The 18,066-nt window shown below is 39.7% G+C and carries 17 protein-coding genes; 4 read left to right on the forward strand and 13 right to left on the reverse strand.

Annotated features, from left to right (window positions below):
* Nucleotides 1-2: 2 nt before the first annotated feature.
* Together I2I04_RS16485 and mtaB are read right to left on the reverse strand one after the other, a co-directional pair.
* Entirely contained in the window at nucleotides 3-926 is a 924-nt protein-coding gene (locus I2I04_RS16485) for a lysophospholipid acyltransferase family protein (protein ID WP_143257761.1), read from the reverse strand.
* 2 nt (nucleotides 927-928) lie between these two features.
* Nucleotides 929-2,248 carry a tRNA (N(6)-L-threonylcarbamoyladenosine(37)-C(2))-methylthiotransferase MtaB gene (gene mtaB / locus I2I04_RS16490; protein ID WP_195655471.1) on the reverse strand — a complete coding sequence of 440 codons (1,320 nt, stop codon included), beginning with the start codon at nucleotides 2,246-2,248 and terminating at the stop codon, nucleotides 929-931.
* Between the two features lie 110 nt (nucleotides 2,249-2,358).
* On the opposite strand from mtaB, the gene I2I04_RS16495 reads away from it, so the two are divergent.
* Both I2I04_RS16495 and I2I04_RS16500 read left to right on the forward strand, forming a co-directional pair.
* Nucleotides 2,359-4,032, forward strand: a complete 1,674-nt coding sequence (locus tag I2I04_RS16495) for a long-chain fatty acid--CoA ligase (RefSeq protein WP_143257759.1) — start codon at nucleotides 2,359-2,361, stop codon at nucleotides 4,030-4,032.
* Nucleotides 4,033-4,191: 159 nt separating this feature from the next.
* Nucleotides 4,192-4,413: a hypothetical protein gene (locus tag I2I04_RS16500; protein WP_143257757.1), complete on the forward strand. Its 222-nt coding sequence runs from the start codon at nucleotides 4,192-4,194 to the stop codon at nucleotides 4,411-4,413.
* A gap of 92 nt (nucleotides 4,414-4,505) precedes the next feature.
* On the opposite strand, the gene I2I04_RS16505 is transcribed toward I2I04_RS16500, so the two are convergent.
* From I2I04_RS16505 to rpsF, 8 genes are all read right to left on the reverse strand, one after another.
* Nucleotides 4,506-5,414, reverse strand: a complete 909-nt coding sequence (locus tag I2I04_RS16505; RefSeq protein ID WP_195655472.1) for a sugar phosphate isomerase/epimerase family protein — start codon at nucleotides 5,412-5,414, stop codon at nucleotides 4,506-4,508.
* Between the two features lie 147 nt (nucleotides 5,415-5,561).
* Complete coding sequence (locus I2I04_RS16510; protein ID WP_143257755.1) at nucleotides 5,562-6,428, reverse strand: DUF1080 domain-containing protein; 867 nt, start codon at nucleotides 6,426-6,428, stop codon at nucleotides 5,562-5,564.
* Between the two features lie 44 nt (nucleotides 6,429-6,472).
* Nucleotides 6,473-7,960, reverse strand: coding sequence for a Gfo/Idh/MocA family oxidoreductase (locus tag I2I04_RS16515; RefSeq protein ID WP_143257754.1), 1,488 nt, complete (start codon nucleotides 7,958-7,960; stop codon nucleotides 6,473-6,475).
* A 12-nt stretch (nucleotides 7,961-7,972) separates the two neighbouring features.
* Nucleotides 7,973-9,085: a Gfo/Idh/MocA family protein gene (locus I2I04_RS16520; protein ID WP_195655473.1), complete on the reverse strand. Its 1,113-nt coding sequence runs from the start codon at nucleotides 9,083-9,085 to the stop codon at nucleotides 7,973-7,975.
* A 239-nt stretch (nucleotides 9,086-9,324) separates the two neighbouring features.
* The gene (locus I2I04_RS16525; RefSeq protein WP_195655478.1) at nucleotides 9,325-10,989 is read right to left on the reverse strand and encodes a DUF6377 domain-containing protein; all 1,665 of its coding nucleotides are present in this window, start codon (nucleotides 10,987-10,989) and stop codon (nucleotides 9,325-9,327) included.
* An 82-nt stretch (nucleotides 10,990-11,071) separates the two neighbouring features.
* Nucleotides 11,072-11,515, reverse strand: a complete 444-nt coding sequence (gene rplI / locus I2I04_RS16530; protein ID WP_004299330.1) for a 50S ribosomal protein L9 — start codon at nucleotides 11,513-11,515, stop codon at nucleotides 11,072-11,074.
* Between the two features lie 14 nt (nucleotides 11,516-11,529).
* On the reverse strand, nucleotides 11,530-11,802 hold the full coding sequence (gene rpsR / locus I2I04_RS16535) for a 30S ribosomal protein S18 (RefSeq protein ID WP_004307964.1): 273 nt from the start codon (nucleotides 11,800-11,802) through the stop codon (nucleotides 11,530-11,532).
* 2 nt (nucleotides 11,803-11,804) lie between these two features.
* Complete coding sequence (gene rpsF / locus I2I04_RS16540) at nucleotides 11,805-12,149, reverse strand: 30S ribosomal protein S6 (protein ID WP_004299329.1); 345 nt, start codon at nucleotides 12,147-12,149, stop codon at nucleotides 11,805-11,807.
* Nucleotides 12,150-12,309: 160 nt separating this feature from the next.
* Between rpsF and I2I04_RS16545 the strand changes: the two genes are divergently transcribed.
* Together I2I04_RS16545 and I2I04_RS16550 are read left to right on the forward strand one after the other, a co-directional pair.
* On the forward strand, nucleotides 12,310-12,756 hold the full coding sequence (locus I2I04_RS16545) for a MarR family winged helix-turn-helix transcriptional regulator (RefSeq protein ID WP_004299328.1): 447 nt from the start codon (nucleotides 12,310-12,312) through the stop codon (nucleotides 12,754-12,756).
* Nucleotides 12,757-12,896: 140 nt separating this feature from the next.
* Nucleotides 12,897-13,073, forward strand: coding sequence for a hypothetical protein (locus I2I04_RS16550; protein WP_004299327.1), 177 nt, complete (start codon nucleotides 12,897-12,899; stop codon nucleotides 13,071-13,073).
* A gap of 77 nt (nucleotides 13,074-13,150) precedes the next feature.
* Here I2I04_RS16550 and I2I04_RS16555 read toward each other — a convergent pair whose 3' ends face one another.
* The 3 genes from I2I04_RS16555 to I2I04_RS16565 form a co-directional block, all read right to left on the reverse strand.
* The gene (locus I2I04_RS16555) at nucleotides 13,151-13,852 is read right to left on the reverse strand and encodes a response regulator transcription factor (protein WP_004299326.1); all 702 of its coding nucleotides are present in this window, start codon (nucleotides 13,850-13,852) and stop codon (nucleotides 13,151-13,153) included.
* Between the two features lies 1 nt (nucleotide 13,853).
* Complete coding sequence (locus I2I04_RS16560; protein WP_143257751.1) at nucleotides 13,854-15,410, reverse strand: sensor histidine kinase; 1,557 nt, start codon at nucleotides 15,408-15,410, stop codon at nucleotides 13,854-13,856.
* A 345-nt stretch (nucleotides 15,411-15,755) separates the two neighbouring features.
* Entirely contained in the window at nucleotides 15,756-17,912 is a 2,157-nt protein-coding gene (locus I2I04_RS16565) for an elongation factor G (protein WP_143257750.1), read from the reverse strand.
* Between the last annotated feature and the right edge of the window lie 154 nt (nucleotides 17,913-18,066).

An 18,066-nucleotide genomic window follows, 5' to 3' on the forward strand; every position in this document is an offset into this window, starting at 1 on the left:
TGTTATTCCTTCTTCTTGTTCAATTCTTTCTCTTCTAATCGGTCAGCTTCCTCACGAGTCATTTTCCAGCGTTTATGAGACCACAACCAATATGCCGGTTCTTTACGAATCGTCTGTTCTAATCTATGAGCAAACATTTCCGTGATTTCTCCTTCTCTTGTTTCTTTCGGTGTTTCCGTCATTAACTTGAACTCCGCCTCACAATATCCTCTACGCTCTTTACTAAGCTCACAATAAAAAACAGGAAAATTCATCATTTTGGCAATACGTTCCGCACCATTCAGAAAACCGGTTTCCTGTCCTAAAAAGGTAGTCCAATATTTATCATATCCACTAGGCCACTGATCAGTAATCAAACCGACTACCATCTTTTTTCCATCATGTTTGAGCTTTATAATTTCACGTGCTGTAGAATGTTTCGGAATATTATACCCCCCAAAACGAGAACGAATACGTTTAAACAACTCATCCAGATATTTATCTCTCAACGGTTTATAAACCTGCACAGGAACATCCCCCGGTTTCATGATTGCTCCCATCCCTATCAGCCACTCGTAATTGGCATAATGAGGAATCATTACTATAATACCTCCATACTTTTCAGTCAGTTCAAGATATTGTTCCGTATTCCTATAAGTCATTCTCTCACAAAGTTCTTCGGCAGACATATGCAACAATTTCAAATCCTCAAGCATATAATCCGACAAATAGCGATAAAACTTGCGTTCTATCTGTAATCTCTCCGCATCAGTTTTTTCCGGAAATGATCTTAATAGATTTCCCCGAACTACTTTCCGACGATATTTTCCAACATGATACATCAACAGATAATTAAAATCCGAAAGCATATATAAAATCCGGAACGGAAGAGCCGAAAACAGCCACATTCCACTGTATACCAACCAATAGATAAGTTTTGATCTCATATTTATATCAAAATTGTACCTTTAAGTGCTGTCATCTCCTCATTAAAATCTCCCAAACATACATTAACCACCTGGTTATCCAGCGAGTCATCACTTTCCACCTCTACACGAATATAATTCTCCGTAAATCCATGCATCGGAGCACCAGCTTTCGATTTTTCCATCAGCACCGGCATTGTCTGCCCAATATGACGTGCATAAAAAGCCTGTGTCTTTTGATCCGACAGTGTCAACAGACGTTGACTACGCTGATGCTTCTCTTCCGGGGAAACTACATATTCTATTTTTAAGGCTTGCGTTCCAGGACGTTCGGAATAGCTAAACACATGCAACTGGGTCACATCCAGACCATCTATAAACTGATAAGCCTGTTCAAAATATTCGGGCGTTTCTCCACGGGTTCCCACAATCACGTCCACTCCGATAAAAGCATCCGGCATCACCTCTTTTATCTTCTTTACTTTCGAAGCAAAAAGAGCAGTGTCATAACGACGGCGCATTAACTGCAATACCTCATCGCAACCGGATTGCAAAGGGATATGAAAATGAGGCATAAAACTGCGGGAGTGAGACACAAATTCGATAATCTCATCAGTCAACAGATTGGGTTCTATGGAAGAGATACGATAACGTTCGATTCCCTCTACCTGATCCAATGCTTTTACCAGATCAAAAAAACTCTCTCCTGTTGTTTTACCAAAATCTCCGATATTCACTCCGGTCAGAACGATTTCTTTTCCACCTTCAGCAGCTGCCTGCCGGGCCTGCTCAACCATGGAAGCAATAGTTCCGTTACGACTTCGCCCGCGGGCAAAAGGAATCGTGCAATATGAACAGAAGTAATCACATCCATCCTGCACCTTCAAGAAGAAACGGGTACGATCTCCCCGTGAGCACGAGGGAGAAAACGAACGGATATCTTTGGTTGTAGTAGTGATAGCCTCTCCTTTTTCATGCTTTTGGAGGTCACCCAGATATTGAAGTAACTCTCCCTTCTGTTCCGCTCCCAGCACTACATCTACTCCATCTATCTTTGCCACGTCACCGGGCTTCAATTGCGCATAACATCCGGTCACTACCACAAAAGCACCGGGATGCTGCTTTACCAGGCGATGAATGGCTTGCCGGCATTTCTTATCTGCCATCTCCGTCACCGAACAAGTATTTACCACACAGATATCTGCTTTCTCTCCTTTGCGCGCAGTCCGGACTCCTGCCTCACGCAGGATTTTACCGATAGTTGAAGTCTCTGAAAAATTTAATTTGCAGCCTAAAGTATAATAAACGGCTGTCTTATTTTGAAATACAGTGGTATCTATCATAAGCTGTTATAAACACATTAACTTTGCAAAGTTACATATTATTATTAGTAAAACACTTTAGGATACGAAAGTTTATTCCTATTTTTGCACAATTCACTAAAAAACGTGCAATGATTAAAGAGAATTTCATTAAACTATACGAAAATAGTTTTCGTGAGAATTGGGATCTGCCTTGTTACACTGATTATGGAGAAGATACCCAATACACATATGGTGAGGTAGCTGAAAAAATCGCCCGTTTACATCTGTTATTCAAACATTGTAGCCTTCGCAGAGGAGATAAGATTTCAGTTATCGGCAAAAATAACGCTCACTGGTGCATCGCCTATATGGCAACTATCACATATGGAGCGATCATTGTCCCTATCCTTCAAGATTTTACGCCTAATGACGTTCATCATATCGTCAATCATTCCGAATCTGTATTTCTGTTCACCAGCGACAGCATTTGGGAAAATCTGGAAGAGGAGAAATTAACAGGATTACGGGGAGTATTCTCATTGACTGATTTTCGGTGCCTTTATCAACGTGACGGAGAAACCATACAGAAGTTTCTGAAAAATACCGATAAAGAGATGCATACTTTGTATCCGAAAGGATTTACCCGTGAAGATGTTCAGTATACCACTTTATCCAATGACAAAGTGATGCTGTTAAATTACACTTCCGGAACCACCGGTTTCAGTAAGGGTGTGATGCTGACAGGAAACAATCTTGCCGGCAATGTCACTTTCGGTATTCGTACCGAACTCCTTAAAAAAGGGGATAAAGTGCTGTCTTTCCTTCCCCTCGCCCACGCATACGGTTGCGCATTTGACTTTCTGACAGCAACCGCTGTTGGCACCCATGTCACTTTGCTTGGAAAAACGCCTTCTCCTAAAATCATAATGAAGGCTTTTGAAGAAGTGAAACCTAACCTTATTATTACCGTCCCGCTAGTGATTGAAAAGATATATAAGAATATTATCCAGCCACTCATTAATAAAAAAGGTATGAAGTGGGCACTCAATATTCCTCTGCTCGACACCCAAATCTACAACCAGATACGTAAAAGACTGATTGATGCATTGGGAGGGCGGTTTAAAGAGATCATTATCGGTGGCGCCGCTATGGACAAGGAAGTAGAAGAATTCTTCTACAAAATCAAATTTCCTTTTACTATCGGTTATGGAATGACGGAATGTGGTCCGCTTATCAGCTACGCTCCTTGGGATGAATTTGTACCAGGCTCCTCCGGAAAGATTCTGGATATAATGGAAGCGCGTATCTATAAGGAAACCCCGGAAGCAGAAACCGGAGAAATCCAAGTTCGGGGAGAGAATGTGATGGTAGGCTACTACAAGAACCAAAAAGCAACGCAAGAAGTATTCACACAGGATGGCTGGCTACGCACCGGAGACCTCGGTTCCATGGACAGCAACGGAAATATTTTCATCCGGGGACGACTCAAGACTATGATCTTAAGTTCTAGCGGACAGAACATCTTCCCCGAAGAGTTGGAAACCAAACTGAATAACCTGCCTTTCATTCTCGAAAGTCTTGTTATCGAACGCAATAAAAAATTAGTGGCACTTGTTTATGCCGATTACGAAGCGTTGGATTCTCTCGGATTAAATAATCCGGATAACCTGAAAACAATCATGGATGAAAATCTTAAGAATCTGAACAGCAATGTAGCCGCTTATGAGAAAATCAGCAGGATCCAACTCTATCCTACGGAATTTGAAAAAACTCCCAAAAGAAGCATAAAAAGGTACTTATATAACAGTATTGCTGTCGATTAGCATGTTCTAAAACATATAAAAAAGGGAGAAAAGTGGCCAGTTACAAAAAAAATTATAAAAAAAGTTGGCATTTCGAGAACAACATATTGAAAAAGTACATACCTTTGCATCGTTTTAATAAAGCAATTGATTGTATTACGTTTTTAAAAAGCAAAGAAAATGAAAAAATTAGTTTTGATGGCCGTAGCTATCGTAGCAGTATCATTCGCATCATGTGGTAACAAAGCAGCTGACGCAGCAAAAGCAACTGCAGATTCTATCCGTATCGCTGACTCAATCGCAGCAGTAGAAGCAGCAGCTCTTGAAGCTGAACAAGCAGCAGCCGCAGCAACAGATTCTTTGAATGCTGATAGCACTGCAACTGAAACTGTAGCTGAATAATAATTCAGAAACAGCCTAGAGAGAATTGAAAGTCTGCCATGCGAAAGCATGCACAGACTTTTTTTTATGCCTTTATTTTAGCAGGCCACACGTTATTTAGCGTATGAACTTTTCACAAAAGGAGCATTCAACAAATAATCCAGACTTACTTCTACACTTTCCTCCACCGGAATACTATACTTTTCGATTTCAGCAACGAGATAATTAACGCCTGCAGTTTTTGCATTCTTAAAGATAGCATCAAAACCTACCATTCCACTTTGTCCAATCTCTCTGTGATCTTTCACATGGAATATCTTGAAGCGACCGGGATATTTATTAAAATAATCGACAGGACTGTTTTGTCCGCGAACTACCCAATAAAGGTCCATCTGGAAGAAAACATATTCAGGATTTGTATGTTCCAACATATAATCATACATCACTTTATCTTCTACCTTCTGAAATTCATGAGCATGATTATGATATCCAAACAATAAACCCTGTTGTTTGCAACGCTTGCCTATCTCATTATAATATGCACAATACGTTTCTAAATCCTTGAGCGTCTTAGGTACATCCATCCACGGAGCTACAATATATTTCATACCGGCAGCTTTGTGATCGGCAATGCATTGATCCCACCATTCAAGCGACTTTGAATAGTCACCGGAAGCCAATTCTTCTTTAGATAACTGCCTTGTACAATGTGAAGACAAGACTTTTAATCCTGCCGATTCGACATCTTTCTTAAACTGTTGGGGAGTACGGTCATAAAACTTACCGTTGTTATAATTGGCTGCCTCAACACCGGTATATCCCATGTTTGCCAATTTTTTCAGAAGAGCAGTATAAGCGGGATCACACTTACCATTTTTATTGTCTACCTTGTTTAATATATCTCTAACAGAATAGAGCTGAATAGCTACTTCTTTTTTAGCTTTTTTCTTAGTTTGTGCCGTTACTGCCAATGGAATCATGAAAAGAGCAGCCAATGCACAGATATAAATTCTAGTTTTCATATAATAGATATTAGTGGGTTACAATTATTCAGGTTTATATAGAAAAAAATAGGCACGGATTACACAGACTTCACGGTTGCTCCATGGCAATCGCCATTCAAAAAAACGTGAAATATGCGTAACCCGTGCCTTTTTATTGCTATTCGATTAGTCCAAAACCTTCACGCGAATGTTGCGGAACCAAACATCATCACCGTGATCTTGCAAACCAATGAAACCTTCGTGATTTTCGCCACCGCAGTTATTCAGCAATTCAAATGCCAAAGGCCATTTTTCTTCGCTGAACTTACTTGCTTGCAACATATCAGTCCATTGTTTTGTCCACAAATGATATTCAAGTACGTTTTCATCGTTTTGTCCGTGAACAACTGTACCTTTATAAACCATAATCTTAGCCTTGTTCCATTCGCCAAACGGTTTAGAGTTTTGAGGAACTGCAGGAATCATATCATACAAAGAAGCTGACTGACGATTGTTGTCCTTACCCAATTTAGCATCCGGATGATTGGCATTGTCCAACACCTGATATTCGGGCGCAGAAATATAAATAGGCTCAAGCACATCATTACCGTCTTTATCTTTCGATGTAACTTCCTGAGCTAAATAGAAGATACCGGAGTTACCACCTTTAGAAACCTTCCACTCCATTTCCAGTTCGAAGTTTTTAAACTTGTGGGCAAAAATCAAATCACCACCATCACCGTCTTGAGCTTCACCGCCACCAGAACCGTTGAATTTGATGCAGCCGTCTTCAATTGTCCATTTAGAAGGAATACGGTCTTTTCCATAACCACGCCATCCGTTAAATGTTTCGCCATCAAAGATAGTGATATAACCATCTTTATCAACTGTCAGATTCAAGCTATCTGTTTCTGGAGCTTTCAATGATTTAGAGTAAGACAGCGCTACTTTATTTTGCTCTTCCGGAGCATTTGCCTTCTTCTGACCACCGCAAGAAGCGAAAACGCCTGCAGCAAGACAACAACAAGCTAATGGATAAAATACTTTTTTCATGATATCAACTATTTAATTTTTAATCTTTAATTTTTAATTTACTTTTATCTTGGCATATCAGGCAGTCTCCAGCCTTCACGATAAGTATGTTTCACCAATTCAGCTGCAAACTGTTTTGCATTGATCGGATCAGTCCATGTCTTATCAAATGTAGGATGACCGTCATGAATCTTGAATCCGTCTTTGATAACGGTACGGATGGTTTCGTTGTCACCGATATTTGTAAAGCACATGTTAGCTCCATCCCATTCAAGAGTTTTATTCAGTGCTTGCAAACGAATAGCCAATACACCCATTGCCACCATTTCATTCATTGGTCCGGCTTCTGAGAAATCAGATTTAGTCATGATACGATTGGATTTATCTTCTTTACATGCACGTACCCAATCCATCTCGTGACCACCATTCATTGCATTAGGAACACGACGGCAAACCTTCGGTGCATTTGGCTTACGACCTGAAAGCAACCAAGGATTCTGTCCATAACATCCGCAAATCAATGTATCTTTCGTTCCGTGGAAAATAGTCAAACCACCACCACTCTGCATCAGTTGTTTTCCTTCTGGGAATCCTTTCGGACGTTCGGGCATCATACCGCCATCGTACCAATGTACTTCCACTTCAGGCATCGCCACTTTAGGCATATTATTACGAGCCGGGAAAATCATCTTCACATGCTGTGCCTGTGGTGCACAAGCGTTCAACAATAAAGTTGACGATCCTTCCACTTTAATAGGATATTGCAAATTCAATGCTCTAAACGGCTGATGCAAAATATGACAAGCCATATCACCTAATGCACCTGTTCCGTAATCCCACCATCCACGCCAGTTCCAAGGATGATAAATAGCATTGTAAGGATTCATTTTAGCAGGACCTGTAAACAAATCCCAATTCAATGTGCTAGGAATTTTATCAACCTTTTCAGGAACGTTTAATCCTTGAGGCCAAATAGGACGGTCTGTTGCACATTCAACTTTCGTTACGTCACCGATTTCACCATTCCAAATCCATTCACATACTAAATCTGTACCTTCATCAGAAGAACCTTGATTACCCATTTGGGTAACCACACCCGTGGATGCAGCCAGTTTTGTCAACAAACGAGATTCATAAACAGAATGTGTCAATGGTTTCTGACAATATACGTGTTTTCCCATTGTCATTGCGTCAGCAGTGATAATAGCATGAGTATGGTCGGCAGTTGCGATAATCACACCATCGATAGATTTACCCATTTCATCATACATCTTACGATAGTCCCAGTACTTTTTAGCCTTGGGGAATTCGTCGAACACGCCTTTTGCGTACTTCCAGTCCACATCACAAAGAGCCACAATATTTTCAGTGCCCTTTACGTGATTAATGTTGGCATGTCCCATGCCACCAATACCCACAGCTGCAAGATTTAATTTGTCAGTAGGCGAAATATGCCCGTGACTCATACCTAAAATTGTACTGGGAGCAATGGTTATACCTGCTAAAGCAGCGGCTCCCGTTTTGAGAAATTTTCTCCTCGAAATGTTTGACATGATTTTATTTGTTTAAGGGTTAATAATCTTTGGAAGGTTGCCGTGCAACAATCCATATCCATTTTTCATATTTTTTCTTCGCTCGCGTATTTGCTCCAAAGTGCTTAAATTACCAATAGCAGGCAAATCGTGTTTGCGGGTATCTTTCAAGAATGTCCACGCATATTCGGATGCAATAGCCGAATCACGCATTAATGGTAAGCGTGAACTGCGTTTTCCGGTTTCTACCGAATCAGCAAACAGGTCACACAACACGTCTATATTCTTGCCGCCGAAAGGTTTCTCTACACGAATGGTCTGATTGACACCGTGCAGATCGACAACAGCAGTATTGAAGTCATGCGTCATACGCACAACCCCTTTTGTCCCTATAATATCTACATACGAATTATGTGTCTGGTCTTTAGATAATTGCCCATAAACAAATCCCTGGGTAATATCAAAAACGACCCCATTTTGAAAAGTTCCGTGACATTGCACCCACCAAGGATCTTTGTAGTTCCACATATTCACTCCCTGGGCATTCCATGTTCTATAATCACATCCTGCATACCAACGGGTAATATCTACATAGTGCATTCCACAATCATGGAAAGCAGGTCCCTCATACTCATGACCTTCACCCGGTGCCAAGCCGGGAGTCATATGACAAATACGGATAATAGCCAGCTCTCCAATCTCCCCTTGCTGGATATATTCCTTCATTAAATTATGATACCAGGAATTTCGCAGATACAAGTTTACCGTAGAAATGAGGTTTGCGTTTTCTGTCATTTCTACGACTTTCCACTCATTTTCCATTGTATCTGCAACAGGTTTTTCTGAAATAATGTGTTTGCCGTAACGAATAGCTTTTTCTATTTGTTCCATCCGCGAGTCAGCCAAAGTGAAAAGTCCGACTACCTGCACACTTTCGTCCTCAAAAATCTTTTGATTATCTTCTAATATAATAGAGTTAGGAGAAAGCTTCTTGGCTAACTGACGTGATGCCGGATTGGTATCACAAATATAAGCAATATTCCACCGATCACTTTTAGTCATCGCTTCCCAGTAGAATCTTCCCATCCTACCAAAACCGATAATTCCAACTTTAATTCTCGTGTCTACTGAAGATTGCGTGTTCATAATTAAACATAGTGAATTTAAGTACAAATAATAGATAAAACATCAACTCCTAACTATCAAACTGATGAGCTAAAAACTGATATTGCAAATCTAGCCAAATAAATAACGGCTTATTTGACTTACACTACTTTATGTAGATATAAAATCAGCGCTTTTCACTATTAATCAAGCACTTAGATAGTTTACCATATCAAAAAAATGTAGATGATTTGGAAAGTATTATAATGTTAAAATGATAATTATGTATCTTGAGTTGAACTAATTTTCATAATTTCATTCTCAAATTCATCCCTGTCGACAGCTGCCTTATTTCTCATCTTCGTGCGATAATTATAAACCGTACTTGTAGAACAACGGAGGAAGTTCGCTATCTTCCCACTATCCGTAATACCCAAACGTAATAAAGCATAAATACGGAGTTCTCTGTTCAATAAAGCATCCGGTTTTAAAATTATTTTCTCTTCATCTTTCAACAGAGCGTTAAAATCAGAAACAAAAGTGGGATACAAACCCAAGAAAACCTTATCAAAACGAGTGTATAAAGCGCTAAGTTCCTCGTCGATAAGCGCAGATGATTTTAGCTTCTTAATCAGTTCATCATAGTATTTATTAATAGCTATTTTATACAGCATATTCTGATATTTCTCCATTTTATGGATATAACTAAAGCATACATCAAAAAATTCGGCTATATAATACTCCTTTATACTATTAATTTCGCACAACTGGTTATTTGTATCATTCAGCTGGCTGTTCATGCTATTCAGTTTATTGTTCAATCGCAAAAGCTCCTCATTACTCTGCGCCAATGCCTGTTTTATTTTCAATATCTTTTTCATCTGAATATAGATGAAAAGCACCAACAGGACTAAAAGAAAAAGGATAATACTTGTAGAAATAAGGAAAGTAGTCAGATGCGACCGTGATCTGGCCTGCTCCGCCTGATAAGCTGTATTAATAATAGAATTGAATTTATAAATTTCGATGGCCCGGAAATGAATACCGGAAGAAATAACGTCATCAATAGCGGACTGTGTAAATTTAAAGGCATCAGCTAAATTCTGTTCATCATAGGCTATCAATGCAAGAGATTGCAGGGATGCATTTTCCCGCGTAGCATTCCGGGTATCGGCTATTGCTGACAACATCAGGTATTTTTTTTCCTCATCATACTTTTTCTGATGGTGACATAACCTGGAATACGAATGAGTTATCATGGCATAATTAGGCGTCCCCACCTCTTCAATCTCCAGCAGTTCTTTAAAAATCTCTTTCGATTTCAGTGTATCACGCCAAATATAATAAGAAGCCTGGGACATTCGATAATCCCAAGAAGTGTGGTCAATGAGGGCAAATAGCGAATCCTGATAAGCAGCCTGTTGCTTGCCATATAGGTTGTTGGCGACAGAAATCGAATAGTGTCCCCAAAAGCTGGAATAAGTTTGATAATAGTTTATTAATAAATCTCTGGGAAGTTCTGAAGTCTTTATACTTTTCAAAATAATCTCCGCTTCGCGGAACCTGCCACACATCGAATATAAAAGACCGAGATTTAAAAACGACTGATTGGTGAAATAAGGTCTATTCAACTGGCGGGAAATCTCAATATTGCGATCAACATAATGGATGGCTGAATCAATATGAAACTTTTTATATTCGTTATATAACCGTAGATTGATTCTATATTCTCCTTCAAGAGTCAAACCGGGACTTTTCAACATACATTTTATCCGGTTTATCCGATCCTCTTTCTCTTTAACAAAGACATGTTTTTCATCTATCACTCTACGCAAAGAATCAGTCAATAGCTTCAACTCATCATTCGCATAAAGAGCACTGCCAATTCCCAAAGCAATCAGCAAAAGCAAAAACCTCTTCTTCAGAAAACAACAGTTGAATTTCATAATAGTAATAGCAAAGATAACAAAAAAAAGCGATTTATTCATTCAGAACAAATCGCTTTTCATATATGAAGTAAATTTGCTCTTATTCAGCAACTACCTCGAAAGGAATCTCTACCGAAACTTCCTTGTGAAGCTTAACGATAGCCTTGTAGCTACCAACTTCTTTCACAGCGTCTTTTACAACGATGATCTTTCTGTCAACTTCATGACCCAGTTTAGACAATGCTTCAGCAATCTGGATGTTACCAACAGAACCGAAGATAGTACCGGTTGAGCTAACTTTAGTTGCGATAGTCAAAGAAACGCCTTCCAACTTAGCAGCCATAGCTTCAGCGTCTTTCTTGATTTTCTCAAGTTTGTGAGCGCGCTGTTTCAGTTCTTCAGCCAACATTTTCTTTGCAGAAGGAGAAGCGATGACAGCTTTTCCAGTCGGGATCAGATAATTACGACCGTATCCGGATTTCACGTTTACGATATCGTTCTTATAACCCAAGTTTACTACGTCTTCTTTCAATATAATTTCCATACTTTTCCTCCTTCTTATTTCATCATGTCAGTTACATAAGGCAGCAATGCCAAGTGACGGGCTCTCTTCACAGCCTGCGCGATACGACGTTGGAACTTCAAAGAAGTACCTGTAATACGACGCGGAAGGATCTTTCCTTGTTCATTCAAGAATTTTTTCAAGAATTCAGGATCTTTGTAGTCGATATACTTAATACCACTCTTTTTGAAACGGCAGTATTTTTTCTTCTTAACGTCTACTGACGGCGGAGTTAAATATCTAATTTCTGATTGAACTTGTTGTGCCATGATTAATCCTCCTTTTTGTTTGATTTAACACTTCTTCTTTTTGCAGCGTATTCAGCAGCATACTTATCCATCTTGAAAGTCAAGAAACGGATTACGCGTTCATCACGACGGAAATTAATTTCCAGCTTGTCAATAACAGTAGGATCTGCATTGAACTCAATCAGTTGATAAAAACCTGTAGACTTTTTCTGAATTGGGTAAGCCAATTTCTTCAGTCCCCAGTTTTCTTCATTAATAATCTCAGCACCTTCAGCTTGAAGAACGCCTTTGAATTTTTCTACCGCTTCCTTCATCTGAACATCAGATAAAACGGGAGTTAAAATGAAAACGGTTTCGTATTGATTCATACTTCGTTTAATTAAATAAATAAATTATTTGATTTTAAATGCGGGTGCAAAGTTAGACATTTTATTTTGAACTACAAATATTTAATCTTTTTTTGTATCCGAAGATAGGATTTATCCGGGAAGAGACTTACCTTTGCAAAGTTGTTTAAACAATAATTTCATGATAGAGCAATTTAATTTCGACATTCGGCTTATATTCGCCATATTAAATGGCAAAGTTTCTGCGGCAATCAACAGGAAACTGTACCGAAACTTCCGTCAGAACGGATTGGAAATCAGCCCAGAACAATGGACGGTACTCATTTTTCTGTGGGAAAAAGACGGGGTGACGCAACAAGAGTTGTGTAATGCAACTTTTAAAGACAAGCCCAGTATGACCCGTTTGATAGATAATATGGAACGGCAGCATCTTGTTGTGCGCATTTCCGACAAAAAAGACCGCCGCACCAACCTGATCCATCTGACCAAAGACGGGAAAGAATTGGAAGAAAAAGCGCGTGTCATTGCCGGACAGACTCTAAAAGAGGCTCTTCACGGCATCACTCTCGACGAATTGAGCATTGGGCAGGAGGTGCTGAAAAAGGTATTCTACAATACGAAAGATTAGGTAGAAGAACCTCTCTTTAAATCATAAAATCCACTAAATCGTGCATTTATAATGGAATTTTTATCCAAATAATTTCGCTCGTTAAAGAATTATGCTTTAATTTGTGACTGGAATATTATAATCTATTAAAATACACACACATGAAAGGCTTATTAAAGAACTTAGGATTGATATTAATCTTGGTCGGAGTAGTCATCCTGCTGGCTTGTTCCTTTACAGGAAATGTAAACAACAACGCCATCCTGGGTACTTCAGTAGTACTTGTAGTACTGGGACTCATTTCTTATATTGTTATTAATAAGAAGATCGCTGATTAATTTCACAAAATCAATAAAAAATCCCGGAGACGAATGTTCCCGGGATTTTTTATTTGGAGTTATCTCAAACGCAATCATTAAGATTCAACTTCCGGAGTAATCAGTTTATAGCCTTTTCCGTGAATATTGATAATTTCGATTGAGTCGTCTTCTTTCAGGTGCTTACGCAATTTCGTGATATACACGTCCATACTACGGGCATTGAAATAGTTATCGTCAATCCAGATTGTTTTCAGAGCAAAGTCACGTTGCAAAATCTCATTGGCATGTGCACAAAGCAATCCGAGTAGTTCAGATTCTTTAGTAGTCAGTTTAGTCTGTTTGCCTTCTGACGACAGAATTTGCTTCTGCGTGTCGAAAGTAAACTTACCAATCTTATAGATATTGCTTTCTTTGTTCTTCTTTCCACGAACACGTCTCAAGATTGCTTCAATTCTGAATGTCAATTCTTCCATACTAAACGGTTTGGTGATATAATCATCCGCACCGATTTTAAAGCCTTCCAGGATATCTTCTTTCAGCGTTTTAGCCGTCAGGAAGATAATAGGAATTTCAGCATTTGCTGCACGGACATCCTGTGCCAGTGTGAAGCCGTCTTTTTTAGGCATCATCACGTCAAACACGCACAAGTCATATTTATTCTTCAAGAAAGCCTTATAACCGGCTTCTCCATCAGGATATAACTCAGCAGAATAACCTTTTGCCTGTAGATATTCTCTTAAAAGCATGCCAAGATTTTCGTCATCCTCGCACAATAAAATACGCAGTTTCTCGTCCATATCAATTATTTTTTAATAAAGGTAATGCAATAATAAATTTAGTTCCCACGTTCAGGTCGCTTTCCGCCCGGATGGTTCCCTTATGATCCAATATTATTTTTCTCACATAAGCCAATCCAAGTCCAAAGCCCTTCACATCGTGCAGATTACCCGTATGTACACGATAGAACTTTTCAAATATCTTTTTCAGGTTCTCTTTTTTGATACCGATACCATTATCCTGTATCGAAATCATCAGTTTACCCGACTCATTCCACGTTCTCACTTTCAGTTCCAGATCCTCTTCCGGTTTCTTATATTTCACCGCGTTATCCATCAGATTAAAGATTACATTCGTGATATGCATCTCATCTGCAAATATAACAGGATCGGTGGCCTCAAGGTTCGATGTTATCTTACCATTATACCGTTCCACTTTCAGCGCAAAGGTATTGACAACTCCTGCTATTAATTCATTCGCATCAATCTCCTTCATCTTCAAAGTAGCCTTCTGACGCTCAAACATCGACATCTGGAGTACCTTTTCCACCTGGAAGCGCAAGCGCTTGGTTTCATCATTAATCACTCCCGATATATGCTGGAACATCTGCGGAGATTTTCCCACCGCCGGATCTTTCAACATCTGGGCTGCTAATGAAATGGTAGATATCGGTGTTTTAAATTCGTGCGTCATATTATTGATAAAGTCATTCTTCATCTCCGTCAGTTTCTTTTGCCGGAATACGATATAAATCGTAAAGATGAATGTCACTAACAATACCAGTGTAAATATCAGCGACGGAATCATGAAACTGATAGAGTCAAAGATATAATCTTTCTTCCCCGGAAAGTGTACTTTCAATATACTCATTTTTGCAGGCGGGTCATTTTTGAACAATGCCTGTTGATAAGCGTCTTCACTTCCCTTTGCCTCATAATCCGCACAACGGTAGACTTCCCTGCCGTCTTTGTCAATCACCGTAAAGTGATAAGGCAAATCTATACTATTATTATATAAGCTCGATTTCAGATAGTCATCCAGTTCTTTGAACCGTACTCTGTCTCCAATCGACTTGTCACTTCCCCGATAAATCATCTGCCAGGCCACTTCATCGAGTAATGCCCGTTGATACATATACCGATTCTTGATGGCTTCCACCAATGAACGCGAAGTTTCCGGAATAGTCTTTGTCCCCCTATAAGGAGAAATCATAGCCTTCGGAAGCTCGGAGGGCTTAGTGGTCATCACTTTCAACTCGAAATCCGAATATACCTTCCCATCCTTTGACTTCACCGTAAACCGTTGCGTTTGCTGAATCAAGTTGTCTTGTTGCATGGAAGCATTATTCGCAATTAGTGCTTTTCTCTCTGCTTCTGAAATATCCTCGATCAACCAACGTCTGGTCTCTGCATATTCCACATCCTTGGAAACCTGATCCAGGCTATTGCGTACAGCCGAATCAAACTGTTCCTTACGGGTTTTCATCATTTCCTCTATATAACTTACCTGCAAGTACAGCAGACTAAGGAAGGAAAGCCCCATTACAATACCTAATATCCAAATTGTTGACTTCTTCATAGCAACAAAATTAACACTCCCTAATTAACACTCCTAATGCATTAACTTGATTTAACCGGAACTTCCCGGAAATTAACCGTAAAGAGTTATTTAGGTTGTATTCTGATTACTACAACAACAAAACCGCTCCTTTGGTTTGCAAATTTAATAAAAAATTAAATCTTTTCCTTGTGTTTTTCTATCTTTATTAATCATAGTTAAACAAAAACCGCCCCCTTTTACTTAAAAAAGGTGGCGGTTTTAACGTTTTAGTTGATTCTTTATGTCTAATAGATGATAAATACCGAATATTATAGTGAATTTTCAATCAACTATCACATACTATTTATCAACTATCATTTATACTTATTCTTCGGTTTGTTTAGCTTCAAAATCCTTCATTAACTTATCCTGAACGTCTGTCGGAACAAGCTCATAACTAGAGAATTTCATAATGAACGAAGCACGTCCGCCCGTGAGAGAGCTAAGTGCCGTAGAATAAGATGACATTTCTTTCAAAGGTACTTTAGCAACCAGTTTCTCAAAACCTTTTTCACTACTCATACCCATAATCATGGCGCGACGTCCCTGAAGATCTCCCATCACATCACCCATCCTATCAGACGGAACGAACACTTCTACATCATAAATCGGTTCCAGAATCTTCGGACCGGCATTCTTGAAGGCTTCACTAAAGGCATTACGTCCGGCAAGCATAAAGGAGATTTCATTCGAATCTACCGGGTGCATCTTACCATCGTAAACAATGACACGCACGTCACGAGCATACGAACCCGTCAACGGTCCTTGCTCCATACGAGACATAATCCCCTTCATAATAGCAGGCAGGAAACGGGCATCGATAGAACCACCGACGATACTGTTGACAAACACCAGTTTACCGCCCCATTCCAATGGTATCTCTTCCGTGCCTCTCACGGTAATCTTAAACTCCTGTCCGTTGAACTTATAAGTTTCAGGTATAGGCATACCTTCTTTATAAGGTTCTACAATCAGGTGAACTTCACCAAACTGACCGGCACCACCGGACTGTTTCTTATGCCGATAGTCAGCACGGGCAGCTTTGGTAATCGTTTCACGATATGGAATCTTCGGCTCTTCATATTTCACCTGAAGTTTTTCGTTGTTTTCCAAACGCCATTTCAATGTACGAAGATGGAATTCTCCCTGACCGTGTACCAAAGTCTGTTTCAGTTCTTTTGATTGCTCAATCACCCATGTAGGATCTTCCTCGCGCATACGGTTCAAGATACTCATCATCTTTTCCACATCCGCTTCATTGACCGGCTTAATGGCACGGGTATATTTAGAGTTCGGGTATTTGATAAAGTTAAATTTATAATCGCAATCCTTACCGTTCAGTGTATTACCGGTTTTCACGTCTTTCAGTTTCACGGCAGCACCGATATCACCGGCTTGCAGTTCTTCCACCTTGACACGGTTACCACCGGCTACCACATAGATTTGTGCGATACGTTCCTTCGAGCCACGGTCGGCATTCAGCAAATCGTCTCCCTCATGAACTTTACCGCTCATTACTTTAAAATAGGAAACTTCACCAATATGCGGTTCCACACTTGTCTTGAAGAAATAAAGAGATTCCGGTCCATTGACATCCGGAGCCACTTCTTTACCTCCCGTATTTTGTACCTTCGGCATTTCAGATACAAAAGGAACAACGTTGCCCAAGAATTCCATCAAGCGGCGAACGCCCATATCTTTCCCTCCGCAGACGCAGAATACAGGGAACATACCCCTGGCGATCAATCCCTTACGGATACCTTCACGCATTTCGTCTTCTGACAGGGAATCTTGCTCGAAGAATTTCTCCATCAGATTTTCATCATTCTCGGCAGCAGCTTCTACCAATGCTTTGTGCATTTCCATGGCCTTATCCATTTCTTCTGCCGGAATATCTTCGATTGTCGGAGCCCCTCCTTCAGGTTTCCACGAGTATTTTTTCATCAACAATACGTCAATCAGTGCATTAAAGCCCGGACCGGTAGCTATCGGATATTGAATAGGAACAACCTTAGAGCCGTATGCCTCTTTCAGCTGTTCGAGGATATTATCATAATCGCATTTTTCATTATCAAGCTGGTTGACTAGAAAAATAACAGGTTTATTCAGCTTTTCTGTATAACGGAAGTGATTTTGTGTACCGACTTCGACGCCGTATTGGCCATTGAGAAGGATGATTGCTGTGTCGGTCACATTTAGTGCAGTCACTGTGCTGCCTACGAAGTCGTCCGATCCCGGACAGTCAATAATATTAAGTTTTTTGTTATTCCATTCTACATGGAGAACGGTGGAGAAAACGGAGTAACCATACTCTTGTTCAACAGGAAAATAATCGCTAACTGTGTTTTTTGCGGCAACAGATCCGCGACGTTTTATAACACCACTCTCGAAAAGCATCGCTTCCACGAGAGTGGTTTTCCCAGAGCCAGAACTTCCCAACAAGGCAATGTTCTTGATTTCATTAGTCTGATATACTTTCATAATATATAAGATTTTAGTAATTACTCAGTATGTTTCTCACATACCATTAATTTTGTGATGCGCAAATTAGGGATTAATTGGGGGAAAAGCAACACTTACGGCAGTGTTACTAAACAATGTTATGTAACACATCTTTAACATGAACATTTTTGAA

The sequence above is a fragment of the Bacteroides sp. 1001136B_160425_E2 genome, assembly GCF_015559655.1.
Classification (GTDB): domain Bacteria; phylum Bacteroidota; class Bacteroidia; order Bacteroidales; family Bacteroidaceae; genus Bacteroides; species Bacteroides luhongzhouii.

Excerpts from the sequence above, each read along its gene's own strand:
- rpsF (WP_004299329.1), bottom strand. The coding sequence starts at position 12,149 with ATGAATCAATACGAAACCGTTTTCATTTTAACTCCCGTTTTATCTGAT.
- I2I04_RS16485 (WP_143257761.1), bottom strand. The coding sequence starts at position 926 with ATGAGATCAAAACTTATCTATTGGTTGGTATACAGTGGAATGTGGCTG.
- I2I04_RS16510 (WP_143257755.1), bottom strand. The coding sequence starts at position 6,428 with ATGAAAAAAGTATTTTATCCATTAGCTTGTTGTTGTCTTGCTGCAGGC.
- mtaB (WP_195655471.1), bottom strand. The coding sequence starts at position 2,248 with ATGATAGATACCACTGTATTTCAAAATAAGACAGCCGTTTATTATACT.
- I2I04_RS16505 (WP_195655472.1), bottom strand. The coding sequence starts at position 5,414 with ATGAAAACTAGAATTTATATCTGTGCATTGGCTGCTCTTTTCATGATT.
- I2I04_RS16515 (WP_143257754.1), bottom strand. The coding sequence starts at position 7,960 with ATGTCAAACATTTCGAGGAGAAAATTTCTCAAAACGGGAGCCGCTGCT.
- I2I04_RS16525 (WP_195655478.1), bottom strand. The coding sequence starts at position 10,989 with ATGAAATTCAACTGTTGTTTTCTGAAGAAGAGGTTTTTGCTTTTGCTG.
- I2I04_RS16565 (WP_143257750.1), bottom strand. The coding sequence starts at position 17,912 with ATGAAAGTATATCAGACTAATGAAATCAAGAACATTGCCTTGTTGGGA.
- I2I04_RS16550 (WP_004299327.1), top strand. The coding sequence starts at position 12,897 with ATGAAAGGCTTATTAAAGAACTTAGGATTGATATTAATCTTGGTCGGA.
- rpsR (WP_004307964.1), bottom strand. The coding sequence starts at position 11,802 with ATGGCACAACAAGTTCAATCAGAAATTAGATATTTAACTCCGCCGTCA.
- I2I04_RS16520 (WP_195655473.1), bottom strand. The coding sequence starts at position 9,085 with ATGAACACGCAATCTTCAGTAGACACGAGAATTAAAGTTGGAATTATC.
- I2I04_RS16500 (WP_143257757.1), top strand. The coding sequence starts at position 4,192 with ATGAAAAAATTAGTTTTGATGGCCGTAGCTATCGTAGCAGTATCATTC.
- I2I04_RS16560 (WP_143257751.1), bottom strand. The coding sequence starts at position 15,410 with ATGAAGAAGTCAACAATTTGGATATTAGGTATTGTAATGGGGCTTTCC.
- I2I04_RS16545 (WP_004299328.1), top strand. The coding sequence starts at position 12,310 with ATGATAGAGCAATTTAATTTCGACATTCGGCTTATATTCGCCATATTA.
- I2I04_RS16495 (WP_143257759.1), top strand. The coding sequence starts at position 2,359 with ATGATTAAAGAGAATTTCATTAAACTATACGAAAATAGTTTTCGTGAG.
- I2I04_RS16555 (WP_004299326.1), bottom strand. The coding sequence starts at position 13,852 with ATGGACGAGAAACTGCGTATTTTATTGTGCGAGGATGACGAAAATCTT.
- rplI (WP_004299330.1), bottom strand. The coding sequence starts at position 11,515 with ATGGAAATTATATTGAAAGAAGACGTAGTAAACTTGGGTTATAAGAAC.